The organism is Streptomyces sp. NPDC023481 (assembly GCF_055560195.1).
The window spans coordinates 251,483-271,611 of the sequence record NZ_JBVHJE010000007.1 but is presented as its reverse complement, the minus strand read 5'-3'; the positions used below and the strand labels follow the sequence as shown (position 1 = coordinate 271,611).

At 75.4% G+C, this 20,129-nt stretch carries 8 protein-coding genes; 5 read left to right on the top strand and 3 right to left on the bottom strand.

Translation table 11 applies throughout. From position 1 onward, the window contains the following. Positions 1 to 87 precede the first annotated feature (87 nt). From ACZ3ZD_RS17055 to ACZ3ZD_RS17035, 5 genes are all read left to right on the top strand, one after another. The gene (locus ACZ3ZD_RS17055) at positions 88 to 4,644 is read left to right on the top strand and encodes an amino acid adenylation domain-containing protein (protein WP_467397691.1); all 4,557 of its coding nucleotides are present in this window, start codon (positions 88 to 90) and stop codon (positions 4,642 to 4,644) included. 166 nt (positions 4,645 to 4,810) lie between these two features. Continuing rightward, complete coding sequence (locus ACZ3ZD_RS17050; RefSeq protein ID WP_467397689.1) at positions 4,811 to 5,872, top strand: ketoacyl-ACP synthase III family protein; 1,062 nt, start codon at positions 4,811 to 4,813, stop codon at positions 5,870 to 5,872. 31 nt (positions 5,873 to 5,903) lie between these two features. Continuing rightward, positions 5,904 to 11,117: a type I polyketide synthase gene (locus ACZ3ZD_RS17045; protein WP_467397686.1), complete on the top strand. Its 5,214-nt coding sequence runs from the start codon at positions 5,904 to 5,906 to the stop codon at positions 11,115 to 11,117. 42 nt (positions 11,118 to 11,159) lie between these two features. Then, complete coding sequence (locus ACZ3ZD_RS17040) at positions 11,160 to 12,716, top strand: tryptophan halogenase family protein (RefSeq protein ID WP_467397684.1); 1,557 nt, start codon at positions 11,160 to 11,162, stop codon at positions 12,714 to 12,716. Between the two features lie 56 nt (positions 12,717 to 12,772). Further along, positions 12,773 to 13,228 (top strand): flavin reductase family protein, encoded by a 456-nt coding sequence (locus ACZ3ZD_RS17035; RefSeq protein WP_467397681.1) that lies wholly within the window; start codon positions 12,773 to 12,775, stop codon positions 13,226 to 13,228. A 102-nt stretch (positions 13,229 to 13,330) separates the two neighbouring features. Here the strand turns inward: ACZ3ZD_RS17035 and ACZ3ZD_RS17030 are convergent, their stop codons facing one another. Genes ACZ3ZD_RS17030 through ACZ3ZD_RS17020 form a run of 3 tightly spaced genes read right to left on the bottom strand, consistent with a single transcriptional unit; the run spans position 13,331 to position 20,042 of the window. Beyond that, positions 13,331 to 14,674 (bottom strand): NAD(P)/FAD-dependent oxidoreductase, encoded by a 1,344-nt coding sequence (locus ACZ3ZD_RS17030; protein ID WP_467397679.1) that lies wholly within the window; start codon positions 14,672 to 14,674, stop codon positions 13,331 to 13,333. Then, a complete protein-coding gene (locus ACZ3ZD_RS17025) occupies positions 14,671 to 14,949 on the bottom strand; it encodes an acyl carrier protein (RefSeq protein ID WP_467397677.1) in 279 nt (92 codons plus the stop codon). Before ACZ3ZD_RS17025 ends, ACZ3ZD_RS17030 begins: the two co-directional genes overlap by 4 nt. Before the next feature lie 47 nt (positions 14,950 to 14,996). Next, positions 14,997 to 20,042, bottom strand: a complete 5,046-nt coding sequence (locus ACZ3ZD_RS17020) for an amino acid adenylation domain-containing protein (RefSeq protein ID WP_467397675.1) — start codon at positions 20,040 to 20,042, stop codon at positions 14,997 to 14,999. Positions 20,043 to 20,129 lie beyond the last annotated feature (87 nt).

Below are 20,129 nucleotides of genomic sequence, written 5' to 3'. Positions count from 1 at the left end.
GGAGCCGTATAGACCGGCTATAGCAGCCGTCCCCATGGTGGCCCGGATAGGCGAGCAATGGAGTCGAGAAAGGGAGACGGGGACGCGATGCGACTGCCTTTGTCCGCCGGCCAGCAGGGAATCTGGTTCGCCCATCGACTGGATCCCTCGGGGCAGCGGTTCACCTGCGCCGAGTACCTCCTCATCGAGGGCGCCGTCGACCTCGGCCGGCTCCGCGCGGCCTGGGCACTGCTGCGGGCGGAGGCCGAGGTGGTCCGCGTCCGTGCGGTCGTCGAGGACGCCGGCCTGTGGCAGGTGGTCGACCCGGAACACGCGGCCGACCTGCCCCTGATCGACTTCTCGGGGTCCGGCGCGGCGCTCGGGGACGCGCTGCACTGGATGCACGAGGACGTGCGCCGGCCCGTCGACCTGGCCACCGGACCGCTGTCCGCGTTCGCCCTGCTGCGGCTTTCCGAGGCCCGTACGATCTTCTACTACCGAATTCACCACGTCGCCGTCGACGGATACGGGGTTCATCTCCTGGGCCGGCGCCTCGCGGAAATCTATTCGGCACTGGAGGACAACCCCGGGACGGCCGGTGCGGAGGTGTCCGGCAGCGCCTTCGGAACGCTCGCCGACCTGTACGCGGAAGAGCGGGCCTACCGCGAATCCGACGATTTCGCCGCCGACCGCTCCTATTGGCTCGACCGGTTTTCCGACCGGCCCGAACCGGCCCGCGTCCCCGCCCCGGCCGGCCCCCTCGCCCCGCTCCCCGGGGACCGGCTGCGCCCGCGCCTGACCGAGCTGCTCCAGCCCGCCGACACCGGCCTGCTGGAGAAGGCGGCCGCGGCCACCGGCACCACCTGGCAGGTGGTGTTCGCCACCGCGGTCGCCGCCTACGTCTCCCGCCTGTCCGGCCGCGCCGACGTGGTGCTCGGCCTGCCGGTCACGGCCCGGCGCAGCGTGACGGCCCGCCGTACCCCCGGCATGGTGACCAACACCGTGCCCCTGCGGCTGGACATCGCGCCGGGCAGCACGCTGGCGGGGCTGGTACCGCGCGTGACCCGGGAGATGCACCGGGCGCTGCGGCACGAGCGGTTCCGGCTGGAGGACCTGCACCGCGAACTCGGTGCCGACGGCGACATGAGCGCGCTGCTCGGCCCGATCGTCAACTTCATGCCCTACGGCGGTGCGCTGCGCTTCGGGCCGCACCCGGCCACCTCGCACAACCTGGCCTCGGGTCCCGTGCCCGACCTTTTCGTCACCGTGCGCCCGGACCCGTCGGGCGAGGCCACGATGCTGGTCCTGGAGGGCAACCCCGACCGGTACGACCTGCCCGCCCTGGAGGACCACCTGGCGCGGCTGACCGGGTTCGTGCGAACCCTGGCCGAGCAGCCGGGCGCCGTGCTCGACACGGTCGACGTGCTGCTGCCCGCCGAACGCGCACGGCTGTTCGCCGCGGGCGAGGGCGCACCGGCCCCCGCGGCCGACACCACCGTGGTGGCCCTGTTCCGGCGGCGGGCGGCCGAGGCGCCGGACGCGGTCGCCGTCGTGGACGGCCCCGCCGAGCTGTCGTATCGCGAACTGGACGTCCTCTCCGAGCAGTTGGCGGCGCGGCTGACCGAGCGCGGGGTCGGGCCCGGGGACCTCGTCGGCATCGCGCTGCCCCGCTCCGCCAACCTGGTGGCGGCCCTGCTGGCGGTGCTGAAGGCGGGGGCGGCGTTCGTGCCGCTCGACCTGGCGCACCCGGCCGAACGGATCGCGGCCATCCTCGACGACACGGCGCCGGCCCTCGTCGTCGGCGTGGCCGGCAGCCGCTCCCGGCTGCCCGCCACGACGCCCTGCCTGCTGGTGGAGGAACGGCAGAGCGGACAGGACGGACGGGCGCCGGCCGGCGGGGACGCGGGGAGCGCGGCGCGGCCCGACCCCGATCCGGAACTGCCCGCGTACGTGATCCACACCTCCGGCTCGACCGGCCGGCCCAAGGGAGTCGTCGTCCCGCACCGGGCGCTGCGCACCCTGGTCGCCGACCACGTCGACCGCTACGGTCTCGGCCCGGACGACCGGGTGCTGCAACTGGTCTCGCCCGGCTTCGACGTGGCGATGGCCGACATCTGGCCCGCGCTGGCGGCGGGCGCCCGGCTGGTGCTGGCGCCGCCCGGCCGCACCACCAGCGGCGAGGCGCTGGCCCGGCTGCTGCGCGCCCACCGGGTCACCCACGCCGCGATCCCGCCGGCGTTCCTGACCCGGCTGCCCGCCGGCGGACTGCCCGCGCTGCGCGTGCTGATCACCGGCGGTGAACCCCCGGCCCCCGAGGTGCTGCGCCGCTGGACCGGCGGCCGGCGCGTCTTCAACGAGTACGGCGTCACCGAGGCGACGGTGACCAGCACGGTGAGCCGGCCGCTGGACGACGGACAGGACGTGCCGGTCGGCACCCCGGTCGCGGGCTGCCGGGTGTACGTGCTGGACGAGGCGCTGCTGCCCGTCGTACCGGGCGCGGTCGGCGAGCTGTACGTGGCCGGGGAGGGCATCGCCCACGGCTATCTGGGGCGCCCCGCGCTGACCGGCGAACGGTTCCTGCCCTGCCCGTACGGCGCGCCGGGCAGCCGGATGTACCGCACCGGCGACCTCGTCCGGTGGCGGCCCGACGGACAGCTTGCGTACCTGGGGCGGGCCGACGACCAGATCAAGATCCACGGGTTCCGGGTGGAGCCCGGCGAGATCCGGGCCGCCCTCACCGCGCACCCCGCGGTGGACGCGGCGGTGGTGACGGTGCGCGAGGACCGGGCGGGCCACCGGCAGCTGGTGGCGTACGTCGTCCTCCGCGCGGACACCGACGGCGGCACCGGTGCCGACACCGGTGCCGACCCGGTCGCGCTGCGCCGGTTCGCGGCGCGTTCCCTGCCCTCCCCCATGGTCCCCGCGGCCGTGGTCCCGCTGCCCGAGCTGCCGCTGTCGCCCAACGGCAAGGTGGACGAACGGGCGCTACCCGCCCCGGACTTCGGCGCGGACACCGGTGGGTTCCGGGAGCCGCGCACCGCCCGCGAGAAGGAGCTGTGCGCCGTGTTCGCCGACATCCTCGGCGTGGAGCGGGTGGGGGCCGGCGACTCGTTCTTCGACCGGGGAGGCGACAGCATCGGCGCGCTGCGGCTGGTGACCCGGGCCCGGGAACGGGGCCTCGCCGTGGAGCTGGCCGACGTCTTCGGGCACCCCACGCCCGCCGGACTCGCCCCGCTGGCCCGGCAGGTCACCGACGCCGGCCCGGCCGACCCGGCCGAGCCCGTCGACCTGGTCGAGCTGGCGCCGGACGAGCGGGCGGCGCTGGCCGCGGCCCACCCCGGCCTGACCGAGGTGCTCCCGCTCGCCCCGCTCCAGGAGGGGCTGCTCTTCCACAGCATCCTGGCGGAGGGCGGCGTCGACGCGTATGCCGCCCAGCTCCGCCTGGACGTCGAGGGGCCGCTGGACCCCGAGCTGCTGCGGGCCGCGGCCACCGCGCTGCTGGACCGGCACACCGGGCTGCGGGTGGCGTTCCGGCACGCGGGACTGTCCCGGCCGGTGCAGGTGGTCTGCGCGGACGTACGGCCGCCGTGGGCACGGGAAAACCTGACCGGGCTGCCGGAGCCGGAGCGGGCGGAACGGGCCGAGCTGCTGGCCGCACGGGAACGGGAGCGGCCCTTCGACATGACGGCACCGCCGCTGCTGCGGTTCCTGGTGCTGCGGCTGGCCGACGACCACCACCGGATCGTCCTGACCGGGCATCACATCCTGTGGGACGGCTGGTCCACGGCGATCCTGGTACGGGAGCTGTTCGCGCTGTACCGCGGTGGCGCGGACGCCGGCACGCTGCCCCCGGCCCCCGCGCACCGCGAACACCTGCGCTGGCTGGCCCGGCAGGACCGGGGGGCCGCCCGGCGGGCCTGGGCCGAGGCGCTCGCGGGGCTGCCCGGGCCCACGTACGTCGCGCCGGACGTGTCCGGGCCGGCGCCGCAGCGGCAGCGGCACCGCGAGCGCGCCCTCGACGAGAAGACCACCGCGGCGCTCACCGCCGGCGTCCGGGCCCACGGGGTCACCCTGAACACGGCCGTGCAGGCCGCGTGGGGGCTGCTGCTGACCCGGCTCACCGGCGGCGACGACGTCGTCTTCGGCACCTCGGTGTCGGGCCGGCCGCCGGAACTGCCCGGGGTCGCGGACATGGTGGGCCTGCTCACCAACACCGTCCCGGTCCGCCTGCGGCTCCGCCCCGACGAGCCGCTCCCCCGGCTGCTGACCCGCCTCCAACAGGACCAGACCCGCCTGCTCCCCCACCACCACCTCCCCCTCGCCGACATCCAACGCCAGTCCCCCACCACCACCCACCGTGACGGCACCCTGTTCGACACGGCGACGACGTTCGTGACGTACACCTTCGACGCCGGGGACGCGGAGGGTGCGGGGGGCGGCCGCGCCGCGAGCACCCCGGATCGCGTCGGCATCGCCGGCGGGCCGCGGGTGGGACGGGTCGAGGTGGGGGACGGGACGCACTTCGCTCTGCGGCTGGTGGCGTTGCCGGGGCCGCGGTTGCGGTTGCGGCTCGGGTACCGGACCGACGCGTTCTCCCGGGCCGAGGCCGACGCGCTGCTGGACCGGCTGGTGCGCGAGCTGACGGACACGGCCGGCCGGCTCTGACCGGCACCGCACCCACCGACCGGCCGGCACCGGCCGGCCATCCGCACCCGCACCCACCGGCGCGGCCGGCCGGCTCCGGCCGCACCCCACCCATCCGACGCGCCCGGCCGGCTCCGACCGGCTCCCGCACCCACCGGCGCGACACGACCCAGGAGGCGAGGCTGCCTTGCGTACGCCCGACGTATTCATCAAGGGGCTCGGGGTGCACCTCCCGGGCACCACGAGCATCGACGAGGCCGTCGCCCAGGGGCTCTACCCCGAGTTCGAGGCCGAGCTGCACGAGCTGGCCGGCGCGGCGGTGGCCGGGGACACCCCGGCGCCCGAGATGGCGCTGCGGGCCGCCGAGCAGGCGTGCAAGCGGGCCGGCCACCGGCCCGACGACACCGACCTGCTGCTGTACGCGGACTCCTGGCACCAGGGTCCCGACGGCTGGCAGCCGCAGTACTACCTGCAACGGCACCTGGTCGGCGACGAGGCCCTGGCGGTCGAGGTACGGCAGGGCTGCAACGGCATGTTCGCCGCCCTGGAGCTGGGCTCCTGGTACCTGCGCGGCCGTCCCGCGCCGGACGGCGAGGACCGGGCGCCGACCGCGCTGCTCGTCGCCTCCGACAACTTCGGCACGCCGATGATGGACCGCTGGCGGATGGGCCCGGGCTATGTCGCGGGCGACGCCGCCAGCGCCGTACTGCTCACCACGCGGCCCTCGTTCGCGCAGCTCCTCGCGGTGGAGTCGGTCACCGTGTCGGAGGCCGAGCAGATGCACCGCGGCACCGAACCGCTGTTCCCGCCCGGGCCGACGACCGGCCGGCCCCTGGACTTCCAGGCGCGCAACGCCGAGTACAAGCGGGCCGCGCTGGCCTCGGGCACCGGCACCGCCGCCCTGGTGAAGGTGCACGCCCGGACCCTGGAACTGGTCGACCGGGTCCTCGGCGCCGCCGGGATCGCCCTGTCCGACGTCACCCGCGTCGCCTACATGAACTACTCCCGGGAGATCGTCGAGCAGCGCTGCATGGCCGCCCTCGGCCTGCCGATGGAGCGGTCGACCTGGGAGTTCGGCCGGACCGTGGGGCACCTCGGCGCCAGCGACCAGATCGTGTCGCTCGACCACCTGCTGAGCACCGGCGAACTCGGCCCCGGTGACCACCTGCTGATGCTCGGCGTGGGCCCGGGCGTGACCCTCTCGTGCGCCGTCGTACGGATCCTGCAGCCCGCTCCGTGGTGCGGCTGACCAGGCGATGCCAAGGCAAGGAGACGAAGTAGTGGCCGCTGACGAACCCATAGCCGTGATCGGGGCCGGTTGCCGGCTCGCCGGTGACGCCGACTCGCCCGCCGCTTTCTGGAACATGCTGCTGGCCGGCCGGGACGGCATCGGCCCGGTGCCGGACGGCCGCTGGGACACCTACCGCGAGCAGGGCCCGAGCCACGGCGCGGCGGTGCGCCGCGCCGACGTCCCCGGCGGATTCCTCAAGGACATCGAGGGGTTCGACTCCGCGTTCTTCGGGCTCAGCCCCCGCGAGGCGGAGCTGATGGACCCCCAGCAGCGGCTGCTGCTCGAAGTGGTGTGGGAGGCGCTGGAGGACGCGGGCATCCCACCGCTCGACCTGGCCGGCGGCGACACCGGCGTGTTCGTCGGCATCGGCTCCGACGACTACGGCCGCCGGCTGCTGGAGGACCTGCCGACCATCGAGGCGTGGACGGGCATCGGCAGCGCGCTGTGCGCCGCCGCCAACCGCATCTCCCACGCCCTGGACCTGCACGGGCCGAGCATGGCGGTGGACACCGCGTGCTCCGCGTCCCTGGTGGCCACCCACCTGGCCTGCCAGAGCCTGCGCGCCGGGGAGAGCGGCATCGCCCTGGTCGGCGGGGTCAACCTGATCGTCGGGCCGGGCCTGTCGCTGACCCTGGAGGCCGCCGGCGCCACCGCGCCCGACGGCCGGTGCAAGCCGTTCGACGCCGCGGCCGACGGCTACGGGCGCGGCGAGGGCGGCGCCGTACTCGTCCTGAAGCGGCTGTCCGACGCCCGGCGCGACGGCGACCGGATCCTCGCGGTGGTCCGGGGCAGCCATGTCGCCCAGGACGGCCGCACCAACGGCATCATGGCGCCCAGCGGCACCGCCCAGCAGCGGCTGCTGGCGGACACCCTGCGCCGCACCGGCGTGGACGCCGGCAGCGTGGCCTACGTCGAGGCGCACGGCACCGGCACCCGGCTCGGCGACCCGCTGGAGGCCGGCGCGCTGTCCGCGGTGTACGGCGCCGGGCGGCCGGCCGGGCAGCCGCTGCTGATCGGCTCGGTGAAGCCCAACATCGGCCACCTGGAGGCCGGTGCGGGTGCGGCCGGGCTGCTCAAGGCGGTCCTGGCGCTGGCGCACGGGGAGATCCCGCCCACCCTGAACCACACCGAGGGCAACCCGGCGATCGACTGGGACGGCAACGGGCTGCGGGTGGTCACCGAGCGCACCCCCTGGCCGGAGCACGAGGGGCCGCGCCGCGCCGGGGTCTCCGGGTTCGGCTACGGCGGCACCATCGCCCACGTGCTGCTGGAACAGGCCCCCGAGCCGGCCGGCACCACCGGCGCGCGACCGGCCCGGGACACGGGCGGGGCGCGGCTGTTCCCGCTGTCGGCCCGGTCCCGGGAGGGCCTGCGCGCCGCCGCCCGCGACCTCGCGGAGTGGCTCACCGGCACCGGGCGGCAGACCGCGCTCGACTCGGTCGGCCACACCCTGGCGCTGCGCCGCTCGCACCTGGAGCACCGGGCCGCGGTCGTCGCCGCCGACCACGCCGAACTCGCCGCCGGGCTGCGGCTGGTCGCCGACGGCGAGGAGTCCCGGCAGGCGGTGACCGGCACCGCGCCGGCCGACCTCCAGGAGGGCCTGGTCTGGGTGTTCTCCGGGCACGGCTCGCAGTGGGCCGGCATGGGCCGCGAACTCCTCGGCTCCGAACCGGAGTTCGCGGCGGCGATCGACGAACTGGAGTCCGTCTTCCTGGAGGAGATCGGCTTCTCCCCGCGGCGGCTGCTGCTCGACGGCGACTTCGGGACCGTGGACCGCATCCAGACGATGATCTTCGCGGTGCAGATCGGGCTGGCCGCCGTATGGCGTGCGCACGGTGTGCGGCCGGACGCCGTCATCGGGCACTCGGTCGGCGAGATCGCCGCAGCCGTGACCGCCGGCGCGCTGAGCGTGACGGACGGCGCCCGGCTGATCTGCCGCCGCTCGCTGCTGCTGCGCCGGGTGGCCGGGCGGGGCGCGATGGCGATGGCCGCGCTGTCCCTCGCCGAGACCGAGGCCCGGCTCGGCGGCCGTACCGACGTCGTCGCGGGCATCGCCTCCTCGCCCGGCTCCACCGTGATCACCGGCGACCGGGCCGCGGTCGAGGAGCTGGTCGAGGCCTGGCAGGCGGACGGCGTGCAGGTACGCCGGGTCGCCTCCGACGTCGCCTTCCACAGCCCGCAGATGGACGAGCTGGTCGCGGACCTCGCCGCCGCGGCCCACGACCTCACCCCGCGCGCGCCGCGCATCCGGATGTACAGCACGGCGCTGGCCGATCCGCGGACCACGCCGTCCGCCGACGGCGCATACTGGGCGGCCAACCTGCGCAACACCGTCCGGCTCGCCGCGGCCGTCGAGGCCGCCGCCGAGGACGGCCACCGCCGCTTCCTGGAGCTGTCGGCCCACCCGGTGGTGGCCCACTCCGTCCGCGAGACCCTCGCCGAACAGGGCCTGGACCAGGGCGTGTTCGTGGGTTCCACGCTGCGCCGCGACCAGTCCGACCGGCTCTCCCTGCTCGCCGCGCTCGCCGCCGCGCACACCGCGGGCATCGCGGTGGACTGGCGGCGGCTGCACCCGGGCGGCACCCTGGCCACGCTGCCGGCCGCCGCCTGGCAGCGGCTGCCGCACTGGCGGGAGACGTCCCCGTCCGGCGCCGTCGGCAGCCTCGGACACGACGCCGACACGCACACGCTGCTCGGCTCGCCCACCAGCGTGGGCGGCCGTCCGCTGACCCTGTGGCGCACCCACCTGGAGGAGGGCAACCGGCCCTACCCGGGCAGCCACACCGTCGACGGCGTCGAGATCGTCCCCGCCGCCGTCCTGCTGAACACCTTCCTGGCCGCCACCGGCGGACCCGGCGCGCACACGCTGCGCGACGTGGCCCTGCGGGTGCCGCTGACCGCCGCCGAGCGGCGCGAGGTGCAGGTGCTCCGCGAGGACGACGCCGTGCGGATCGCGTCCCGGCCCGCCGAGGGCGACGGTGACTGGCTCGTGCACACCACCGCGGTGAGCGCCGGCCCCGAGGACCCGTCGGGCACCCTGGCGGACCCGCCGGCCGACGCGGCGGACGCCGACCCGGCGGACATCCTGCGGCACCTGGCCTCGGTGGGCGTGCCCAGCATGGGCTTCGACTGGACCGTGGAGGCGCTGCGCCGCGCCGAGGGCCTGCTGCACGCGCGGGTGCGGGCCCCCCGGCCGGAGCGGGCGCCCGCCACCTGGGCCCCGGTCCTGGACGCCGCCCTGTCCATCGCCCCGTCCGCCTACCCGGGACCGGCGGCGCTGCGCATGGTCGCGGGCGTCGCCGAGGTGCGCGTCGCACCGGAGCCCCCGGCGGACGGCGCGGCCGTCGACGTCCGGGTACGGCACGACGCCGCCACCGGCACCGTCGACGTCCTGATCGCGGCCGCCGACGGCCGGGTGCTCGCCGTACTGCGCGGGGTGCGGTACGCCGACGTCGGGGGCGGCGCCGCGGGCGCGACCCCGGCGCACCGGCTGGTGCACGAGATCCGGTGGCGGCCCGCCGAACTCGGCGGCCCCCGCGAGGGGCGCGGTGTCGAGGACGTCGTCCTGGTCGGCGCCGTCGGCTCTCCGGCCGCCACAGCCCTCGGCGAGCGGCTGACCACCGGCGGAGCGCGGGTACGGCTGCTGAAGGGCGCCGCCGAACTCGACGGCCTGCCCGGGCTCGCCGAGGCCACGGACGTCGTCGTGCTGCCCGACCCGGCCGGCCCGGACGACACCGGCCCCGACACCGCGCCGGCCTGGCTGCTGCTGGACACCGCCCGGCGGCTGGCCGCACTGGACACCACCGTCTTCCCGCGGCTGTGGGCGCTGACCACCGGCGTCCTGGAGGGCCGGGAGGCCACCGCGCCGGCGCAGGGTGCCCTGTGGGGCCTCGGCCGGGTGCTCGGCGGCGAGCACGGCGAGCTGTGGGGCGGGGTCGTCGACCTGCCGGCCGGCGACCCGGCCGGCGCGGTGGACGCACTGCTGGACGTGCTGCGCGCGGCACCCGGGGAGGACGTCGTCGCCGTCCGGGACGGTGCCGTGACGGTCGCCCGCCTGGCCCGCCCGGACCGGGAGCCGGACGCGCGGCCGTTCGGGTGCCGGCCCGACGGGACGTACCTGGTCACCGGCGGGCTCGGGGTGCTCGGGCTGCGCGTCGCCCGGTTCCTCGCCGAGCGGGGCGCCCGCCGCCTGGTGCTGGCCGGCCGGACCGGCCTGCCCCCGCGCGCCGACTGGGAGACGGTCACCGATCCCGCAACGGCCGAACGGATCGCCGTCGTACGGGAGTTGGAGGCACTCGGCGTCACCGTGCGGGTGCTCGCCCTGGACGTCGCCGACGCGGCGGCGGCCGCCCGCGCGCTCACCCCGGACGCCCTCGGCCTGCCGCCGGTGCGGGGCGTGGTGCACGCGGCGGGCGTGCTGGACAACCGGCTGGTCCCGCACACCGACGAGGAGTCGCTGCGCGGTGTGCTGCGGCCCAAGGCGGCCGGCGCCCGGGTGCTGCACGAGCTGTTCCCGGCCGGCACCCTGGACTTCCTCGTGCTGTTCTCCTCCTGCGGCCAGCTGCTCGGCCTGCCCGGCCAGGCCGCCTACGGCTCCGCGAACGCCTTCCTGGACGCGCTGGCCCGGCACCGCAACGCGGCCGCGGCCGCGGCCGGTCTTCCCGGGGACGCCACCAGCCTCGCCTGGACCTCCTGGCGCGGCCAGGGCATGGCCGTCAACGAGGTGGTCGACCTGGAGCTGCGGGAGCGCGGCGTCGGCGACATCACGCCCGACGAGGCGTTCGCCGCCTGGGAGTACGCGGCCCGCCGCGGCCCCGGCTGCTACCCGGTCCTCGGGCTCCGGCCCGTGCCGGACGGCCGGCCGCTGCCGCTGCTGAGCGAGGCCGTCGACTCCGCCGCCCCGCAGGCCGAGGCCCCGGCGGGCGGCTCGTCGTACGACGGTCTCGGCGCCGACGAGCTGCGGGCTCGGCTGCTGGACGACGTCGCCGAGGTGATCGCCGGGGAGATGCGGCTGCCGCGGGCCTCGCTGGACGTGCGCCGCTCGCTGGTGGAGCAGGGGCTGGACTCGGTGATGACCATGGTCGTCCGCCGGCGCCTGGAGAAGCGCTTCGGCCACCGGCTGCCGGCCGCGCTGCTGTGGCAGCAGCCGACGGTCACCGCGATCGGCGAGCACCTCGTGGAACTGCTGTCCGCCCGGCCGTAGCCGGCCCGGCACCTACCGAAAGTCACCGGATTGGGGACACACATGACCAACAAAGTCGTGATCGTCGGCGGCGGTACGGCGGGCTGGATGACCGCCTCCTACCTCAAGGCCGCCTTCGGCGACCGGATCGACCTCACGCTCGTGGAGTCGGGCAAGGTCGGCACCATCGGCGTCGGCGAGGCCACCTTCAGCGACATCCGGCACTTCTTCGAGTTCCTCGGGCTCAAGGAGTCCGACTGGATGCCGGCCTGCAACGCCACCTACAAGCTGGCCGTCCGGTTCGAGAACTGGCGGGAGAAGGGCCACTACTTCTACCACCCGTTCGAGCAGGTGCGGTCGGTCAACGGGTTCCCGCTGACCGACTGGTGGCTCCAGCAGGGTCCCACCGACCGGTTCGACAAGGACTGCTTCGTGATGGCGTCGGTGATCGACGCCGGGCTGAGCCCCCGCCGGCTCGACGGCAGCCTGCTCGACACCCCCTTCGACGAGGGCGCGGAGGAGATGCGCGGACTGACGATGTCCGAGCACCAGGGCAAGACGCAGTTCCCCTACGCCTACCACTTCGAGGCGGCGCTGCTCGCCAGGTACCTCACCGCGTACGCGGTGGAGCGCGGTGTCCGGCACGTCGTGGACGACGTCACCGACGTCGGCCTGGACGAACGCGGCTGGATCAAGGGCGTCACGACCGCCGGGCACGGGGAGCTGACCGGCGACCTCTTCGTGGACTGCACCGGCTTCCGCGGCCTGCTGCTGAACAAGGCGCTGGAGGAGCCGTTCGTCTCCTACCAGGACACGCTGCCCAACGACAGCGCGGTCGCCCTCCAGGTGCCGATGGACATGGAGCGGCGCGGCATCCGCCCCTGCACCACCGCGACCGCCCAGGACGCCGGATGGATCTGGACGATCCCGCTGATGGGGCGGGTCGGCACCGGGTACGTGTACGCCCGCGACTACCTCTCCCCGGAGGAGGCGGAGCGCACGCTGCGCGAGTTCGTCGGGCCCGCGGCGGCCGACGCCGAGGCCAACCACATCCGGATGCGGATCGGCCGCAGCCGCAACTCGTGGGTGCGCAACTGTGTCGCCGTCGGTCTGGCCAGCGGTTTCGTGGAGCCCCTGGAGTCCACGGGCATCTTCTTCATCCACCACGCCATCGAGCAGCTGGTGAAGAACTTCCCCGGCCCGGACTGGGACCCGGCGCTGCGCGACCGCTACAACGACGGTGTCGCCCACGTCATGGACGGCGTACGGGAGTTCCTGGCGCTGCACTACCAGGCCGCCAAGCGCTCCGACACCCAGTACTGGCGGGACACCAAGACCCGCGCGGTGCCGGACGGCCTCGCGGAGCGCATCGAGAGGTGGGGCGCCCAGCTGCCGGACAGCGAGACGATCTTCCCGTACTACCACGGCCTGCCGCCGTACTCGTACATGTGCATCCTGCTCGGCATGGGCGGCATCGACGTCAAGCCGTCGCCGGCGCTGGCCCTGTCGGACTTCTCCGCCGCGCAGCAGGAGTTCGACGCGATCCGGGACAAGGCGCGGCAGCTGGTGAAGACCCTGCCGGAGGCGTACACCTACTTCTCGCGGATGCACCAGCCGTGAGCGGCGCCCTCCGTCCTCCGGCGGCCCTCGCGTCGCCGGAGGACTTCCGCACTCTCATGAGCGGGTTTCCCACCGGAGTCGCCGTCGTCACCGCCCGGGACGACGACGGCACCCCCCGCGGTATGACGTGCTCCTCGCTGTGCGGGGTCTCGCTGGAGCCGCCGGTGCTGGTGGTGTGCCTGCGCGCGGGCAGCCCGACGCTGGCGGCGGTGGCCGGTTCGGCGGGCTTCGCGGTGAACCTGCTGCACTCCGGTGCCCGGGAGACCGCGCAGCTGTTCGCCTCGGGGGATCCGCACCGGTTCGACCGGGTGTCCTGGACGGCCGGCCCGCACACCGGCGGGCCGCACCTGCCGGCCGACGCGCACCGCGTCGCCGACTGCGCGGTGCTGCACGCCCAACCGGTCGGCGACCACGTGGCGGTGTTCGGGCAGATCCGCCGGGTCACCCGGCACGACGAGCGGGTGCCGCTGCTGTACGGGCTGCGGCGGTTCGCGGCCTGGCCGACGGCCTGACCGGCTCTCGCGCGGCGGACGGCGGCAGCGGAAGGGCCGCCCACCGGAACTCCTCCGGTGGGCGGCCCTTCCGCCGTGCGGACGGCGGATCGGAACGCCGGGTCAGAACGCCGGCGCCGAGGCGGGCGCCCGGAGCGTGCCCAGGTACGGGTGCCACAGGTGCTTGGGGTTGTTCTCCACCTCCCGGACGACCTCCCGCATCGCGGTGAGCGCCTTGGGCTCCTCACCGTCGTACACGTCGCCCTGCAGCATCTTCAGCACGTCGACGCGGTAGCGCGGGTCCTGCACGAAGGCCGTGAACAGCACGTTCAGCCGGTAGTAGATGGAGATGAACTCGTACCAGTACTGCACCGCGCGGCGCAGCTTGGACTCGTACGTCTCGAACCGCTTGCGGGTGTAGTCGCCCGCCTCGTGGGCGGCGACGATGTCCTGGGCGGCGATGCGGGCGCTGTTGAGGGCGACGCTGACCCCGCTGGAGAAGATCGGGTCGACGAACCGGGCCGCGTCCCCGATGAGCACGAACCGGTCGCCGCAGATCTGCTTCATGGCGTAGCTGTAGTCGCCCTCGGCCTTGAAGTCGCGGATCCGGCGGGCGCCGCGCAGCGCGTCGCGCAGTTCGGGCCGGCTGCCGACGAACTCCCAGAAGAAGCCCTCCCGGTCGGTGCCGGCCGCGGCGAAGCGCTTCTTCTGGGTGACCACACCGATGCTGGTGACGGTGTCGCTGATCGGGATCTGCCACACCCAGGTGTCCTGGATGGGCAGGAAGTGCACGAAGATGTGGTCGACCTGGGCGGCGTCGCGGGCGAGGGCGGTGCGGTCCAGGCCCTCGAACCAGGTGTGCACGGCGTACTGGTCGAAGACCGGGTCGGCGACCTTCACCTTCAGCTGGCGGCCCAGCAGGGTCTGCCGGCCGGAGGCGTCGACCACCATCCCGGCGGTGTACCGGGTCTCCTTGCCGGCGGTGCGCACGGTCAGGTGCACCGCCTCGGGGTCGTCGAAGCCGACGTCCAGCACGCGGGCCCCGCCGACCACGGTCGCGCCCTGCTCGGCCGCGTGCCGCAGCAGGATGGCGTCGAAGCGGCCGCGGTCGACGTGGTAGGTGTAGTCGCGGTCGACGCCGGGCTGGTTGCGTTCGACGAAGGCGATGTCGGCGGTCCAGCCGTGGGTGAGCCCCTTGTAGTCCAGGACGGGGATGTCCCGGGACTCGGCCGACGTCCAGGACGCCCCGTACTTACGGGGGAAGCCCGCTTCGTCGATCTTCTCCAGGGCGCCGATCTCGTGCAGCACGGGGGTGGTGGCCGGCACCAGCGACTCGCCGACGTGCGGCCGGGGGAAGGTGTCGCCCTCGAAAACGGCCACCGACAGTCCGGCCCGGGCGAGGTAGGACGCCATCGTGGATCCGGCGGGTCCGCCGCCGACGACCGCGACATCGAAGTCCGTGCTCATGCCCTTGCCTCCTTCTGCCCGGCCGCCGACAGCTCGTGCAGCATCCGGGCGATGGTCCGTACGTCCTTGAAGTGGTCGGTGTCGATCAGCGCGGGCGACACGTGCACGTGCAGCTCGTCCCGGATGTGGGTGAGCAGCAGCGCCACCCGCAGCGAGTCCAGCACCCCGGACTCCATCAGCGGGAAGGTGTCGGTGAAGGCGGCCGCCTGGTCCGCCGGGAGGATCTCCTCCCGGATGAAGGCCAGCAGCCTGGAGACGTACTCTTCCTCGGTCATCCCATCTCGCTTTCTGTGCGGCGCGGGGGCGTCCCGGTCCGCCGCGGTCACCGGTCCGGTTCCTGTTCGTCCAGCTGCCGGGCCCGTTCGAGCAGTTCGGCCGGCGCCATCCGCTCGATCTCGGCCCGCACCTGCTCCTCGACGGCCGCGGCCAGTTCGGCGACGGTGGCGCCCTCGAAGACGGCACGGGCCGGGAAGTCGGTCTCGAAGGCGTCCTGGATCCGTGCGATCAGCCGGATCGCCAGGATCGAGTTGCCGCCGGCCCGGAAGAAGTGGGTGTGCCGGCCGGCCGGGCCGCCGAGCAGCTCGGTGAAGATCTCCGCGAGCCGTTCCTCGACGACGCCGTCCGGTTCCTCGTCGCCGGCGGGCGCCTCGGTGCGCGGCCGGGGCAGGGCGGCCCGGTCCAGCTTGCCGTTGGCGTTCAGCGGGACGGACCCGATCGGCGTGAGGCTGCCCGGCACCATGTGGTCGGGGAGCCGCTCGGCGCAGTGCGCGGCGAGTTCCCCGGCCAGCCGCTCGGCCGCCTCGCCGGCTTCGGCGGGCACCCAGTAGGCGGCCAGGGCGTGGCTGCCGGTGCCGTCCTCGACCGCGACGACCACGGCCTCGCGGACCGCGGGGTGCCGCTCCAGTACGGCCCGGACCTCGCCGGTCTCCACCCGGTGGCCGCGGATCTTCACCTGGCCGTCGCGCCGGCCCACGAAGTCGACCGTGCCGTCGGGGAGCAGCCGGGCCAGGTCGCCGGTGCGGTAGAGGCGGGCGCCGGCGGGGCCGTAGGGGTCGGGGACGAACGCGGCGGCGGTGGCCCGAGGCTGGGCGCCGTAGCCGCGGGCGAGGCCGAGGCCGCCCACGTACAGCTCGCCCACGACGCCGACGGGCACCGGCCGCATCAGGTCGTCCAGGACGTGCATGCCGACCCCGGGCAGCGGGCGCCCGATGGGCACGGTGGTGCCGGTCACCGGGGCGGTCACGGGGTGGGTGCTGGTGCCGACGGACGCCTCGGTGGGGCCGTACTCGTTGACCAGCCGGCCGGGGCCGAGGACACGGGCCCAGGCGTCCGCACGGGCCGCCGGGAGGGCCTCGCCCGCGGCGACGACGACCGAGGCGAGCCCGGCCAGCCGTGCCGGGTCGAGCTGCTGGGCCAGGATCTCCAGGTGACCGGGGGTCAGTTTGAGGAAGGACAGCGGGCCCGCCGCGGCCAGCCGGCGCCCCAGCTCGGACAGGTCCAGGTCGTGCGGGAGCAGGTGCAGCGGCTGCCCGGCGAGGAGCGGCGCCCACAGGTTCGGTACGACGAGGTCGAAGGCGACCGAGGAGAACAGGGCGGCGCCGCCGCTGCCGCGCCCGGCCAGTTCCTCGACGGCCCAGCGCAGGTGGTTGGCGAGGCCCCGGTGGGTGATCTGCACACCCTTGGGCGCACCGGTGGAGCCGGAGGTGTAGATGACGTAGGCCAGCAGGTCCAGGTCATGTCCCTGCCGGGGGTCGAGGTGCGCGGGGTGGTCCAGCGGCCCGTCGGGGTGGGCGGCGATGCCGGCCGCGTCGGTGTCGACGGCGACGACCTCGCCGGTGAAGCCGGGCGGGAGCAGGTTCCGGTGCGCCGACCGTGTCACCACGGCCCGGACGCCGGCGTCGGCCAGCACCCGGCCCAGCCGGACGGCGGGGGTCGCCGGATCCAGCGGCAGATAGGCGCCGCCGGCCCGCCACACCGCGAGCAGCGCGGCCGGCAGGTCGGTGCCCCGGTCCAGCAGGACCGCGGTGACCGTCTCGGGTCCCACGCCCCGCGCCCGCAGGTGCCGGGCCAGCCGGTTGGCCCGGCGCTCCAGTTCCGCGTAGGTGACCCGGGTGCCGTCGGCGATCAGCGCCGGCCGGTCGGCGGCCGTCCGCGCGGCCTGCTCCAGCAGGGCGGGCACGGACCGGTCCGGCGGGGCGGTGGCGGTGTCGTTCAGCCGGGCCAGCGCGGCCCGTTCGGCGGCGGGCAGCAGGTCGAGGGCGTCCAGGCGGCGCCGGGGCGTGCGGGCCGCGTCGGCCAGCAGCTCCCCGAGGTGTCCGGCCATCCGCTTCACCGTGGCCGCCTCGAAGAGCGAGCCGGCGTACTCCAGGGCGCCGAGCAGGGTGCCGTCGGCCTGGCGGCGCATGTACAGCGTGAGGTCGGTCTTGGCGACCGACGACACCTCGACGACCGCGTCGAGTTCGCCGGCGTCGGCGGCGGATCCGGTCATCGCCTCGTCGTGGTAGTCGAACGCCACCTGGTAGAGCGGGGTGCGCGAGGGGTCCCGCTCGGGGGCCAGTTCGGCGACCAGTTCCTCGAAGGGCAGCTCCTGGTGGCCGAAGGCCTCCTTGCACACGTCCCGGACCCGGTCCAGGGCCTCGGCGAAGGTGAGCGACCCGTCCAGCGGGCAGCGCAGCACCAGGCTGTTGAGGAAGAACCCGACGACGCCCTCGACCTCCGGCCGTTCCCGGCCCGCCACGGGGGCGCCGACCACCACGTCCCAGCGGGCCGTGTACCGGGCCAGGAGTGTCGTGAACGCCGTGAGCAGCACCATGAACGGGGTGGCGTCGGCGCGCCGGCCCAGCTCGGTGAGCGCGTCGGTGACGTCCGCGGGGACGGTGAAGGTGACGACCGCGCCGCGGGCGTCGCGCACCGGGGGCCGGGGCCGGTCGGTGCGCAGCGCGAGCGGTTCGGCGCCGGCCAGCACCCGCTTCCAGTGCTCCAGTTCGCGGGCCACGACGTCCTCGGTCAGCCGGCCGCGCTGCCACACGGCGTAGTCCGCGTACTGCACGGGCAGCTCGGGCAGTTCGGGGTCGCGTTGCTCGCGCAGGGCGGACAGCACCCGGTGGAACTCCTCGCGCAGTACGGTCGCCGACCAGCCGTCGGCGACGATGTGGTGCATCAGCACGACGAGGGTCCGCTCGCCGGTGCCGTCCGGGGAGCCGATCAGCAGGGCGCGGACGACCGGGCCCGCTTCGAGGTCGAAGCCCCGCCGTGCGCTGTCCTCGACGAGTTCGCCGACGCGGTCCCGGGGCGCCGCCACGCGGTGCAGTTCCATCGGCGCGGGCGGGTCGACCAGCTGCGCCGGTTCGCCGTCGGCACCGGTGACGAACCGGGTGCGCAGCGCCTCGTGCCGGGCCCTGAGCAGGTCCAGTGCGGCCTGTACGCGCGCGTCCGGCTCGCCGGCCGGGACCCGCAGGAACACTCCGGTCACCCATTCGCGGCCGCGCGGCTCGATCCGGTCCAGCAGCCACAGCCTGCGCTGGCCGGGCGAGAGCGGCAGCGCGCCGGTGCGGGGCACGGGCCGTACGGCGGGCACCGGGTCGGTGTCCTGGGTGACGAGCCGGGCCTGTGCCGCGACCGTGGTGGCCGCCAGCAGCCGGTTCAGCTCGACCGGGCGGCCGGTCGCGGCACGCAACCGGTTGGCGAGGACGGTGAGTTGCAGGGAGGAGCCGCCGAGCCGGAAGAAGTCGTCGTGCGGGCCGACGGCCGTCACGCCGAGCACCTCGCGCCACACCCCGGCGACCAGTTCCTCCGCCTCGCTCCCGGGTGCCTCGGCCGGGCCGTCGTGCGCGGCGGGTTCGGGCAGGGCACGCCGGTCCAGCTTTCCGCTGGCGGTGCGCGGGAAGGAGTCGGCCGGCAGGCACACGGCGGGCAGGTGGCTGTGCGGCAGCCGGCCGGCGAGGAAGCCGCGCAGCTCCTCCCAGTCCGGGCCGCCGCCGTCGGCGAAGCGCACGTGGGCGGCGAGCCGGGTGGCGCCGCCGGGCGCCCGGTAGGCGGTGACGGCGGCCTCCCGGACCCGGGGGTGGGCCTCCAGCGCGGCCTCCACCTCGCCCGGTTCGATCCGCACGCCGTTGATCTTGACCTGGTCGTCGGCGCGGCCCGCGTACACCAGGGCGCCGTCGGCCCGGGCGCGGACCAGGTCGCCGGTGCGGTACAGGCGGGCGCCGGCCGGCCCGGACGGGTCGGGGACGAAGCGTTCCGCGGTGAGGTCGGGCCGGCCCAGGTAGCCCTGGGCGAGGCCGATGCCACCGACGTACAGCTCGCCCTGCCCACCGGCGGGCACCGGGTGCCCGTCCGGGTCGAGGACCAGCAGGCGCAGGCCGTCCACGGCGGTGCCCACGGGCACCGGGCCGGTGCGCTGGAGCGGGTCGTGGCGGTGGCCGGCGACCTCGTTGGAGCACTCGGTGGGGCCGTAGGTGTTCCACACCTCGGGCGGGGTGGCGTCCTCGGGCAGCCGGGACAGGAAGCGCCGGACCAGTTCGGCGTGCAGTTGTTCGCCGCCGGAGGACAGCAGCTTGAGGGTGGTGCAGCGCGACCAGCCGGGGTCGTCGGCGAGGAGGCGCAGCAGCGAGGGCACGACCTGGAGCACGGTGATCCGGTGGCCGGTCACCGTGTCGAGCAGCAGGGCGGGGTCGCGTTCGGCGCCGGCGGGGGCCATCACGACGGTGCCGCCGGAGGCGAGCGGGGCGAAGATCTCCCAGCCGGCGGCGTCGAAGGTGACGGGGGTCTTGTGCAGCACCCGGTCACCTGGGCCGAGGTGGTGGGTGCGCACCCGCCAGGCGACCTGGTTGGCGAGGCCCTCGTGCGGGACGACGACGCCCTTGGGCCGGCCCGTCGACCCCGAGGTGTACAGCACGTAGGCCGGTCGGGGCCCGGTGAGGCCGGCGTCCGGTGCCGTGTCCGGCAGGCCGTCCAGCGCGGCCGGGTCGGGGTCGACGGTGACGGCCCGGATCCCGCCGGGGACCCGGTGGGCGTGCTCGGGGCCGGTGACGACGTACCGGGCGCCGGTGTCGGCGAGGATGCCCTCGGTGCGGGCGGCGGGGTGCTCGGGGTCGAGGGGGACGTAGGCGGCACCGGCCTTCCACACCGCCAGCAGGGCGACGGCGAGCCGGACGTCCCGGTGCAGCAGCACACCGACCGGGGTGCGGGCGTCGGCGCCGGAGCGCAGCAGCGACCACGCCAACTGGTTGGCCTGCCGGTCCAGTTCGCCGTAGGTCAGCTCGCGTTCGGCGTCGACGACCGCGACGGACCGGGGGGTGGCGGCGGCCTGGAGCGCGATACGGGTGGGCAGCGGCTCCGGCGCGGACAGGTCTGGCGACGCGTTCATGGCTTCTCCCCATGGATCGGCGGTGCTCCGGCCGCCCCGGCGGGCGGGCCAGGGCACGAACGGTCCCTCGGCCCGCCTCCGGCAGAT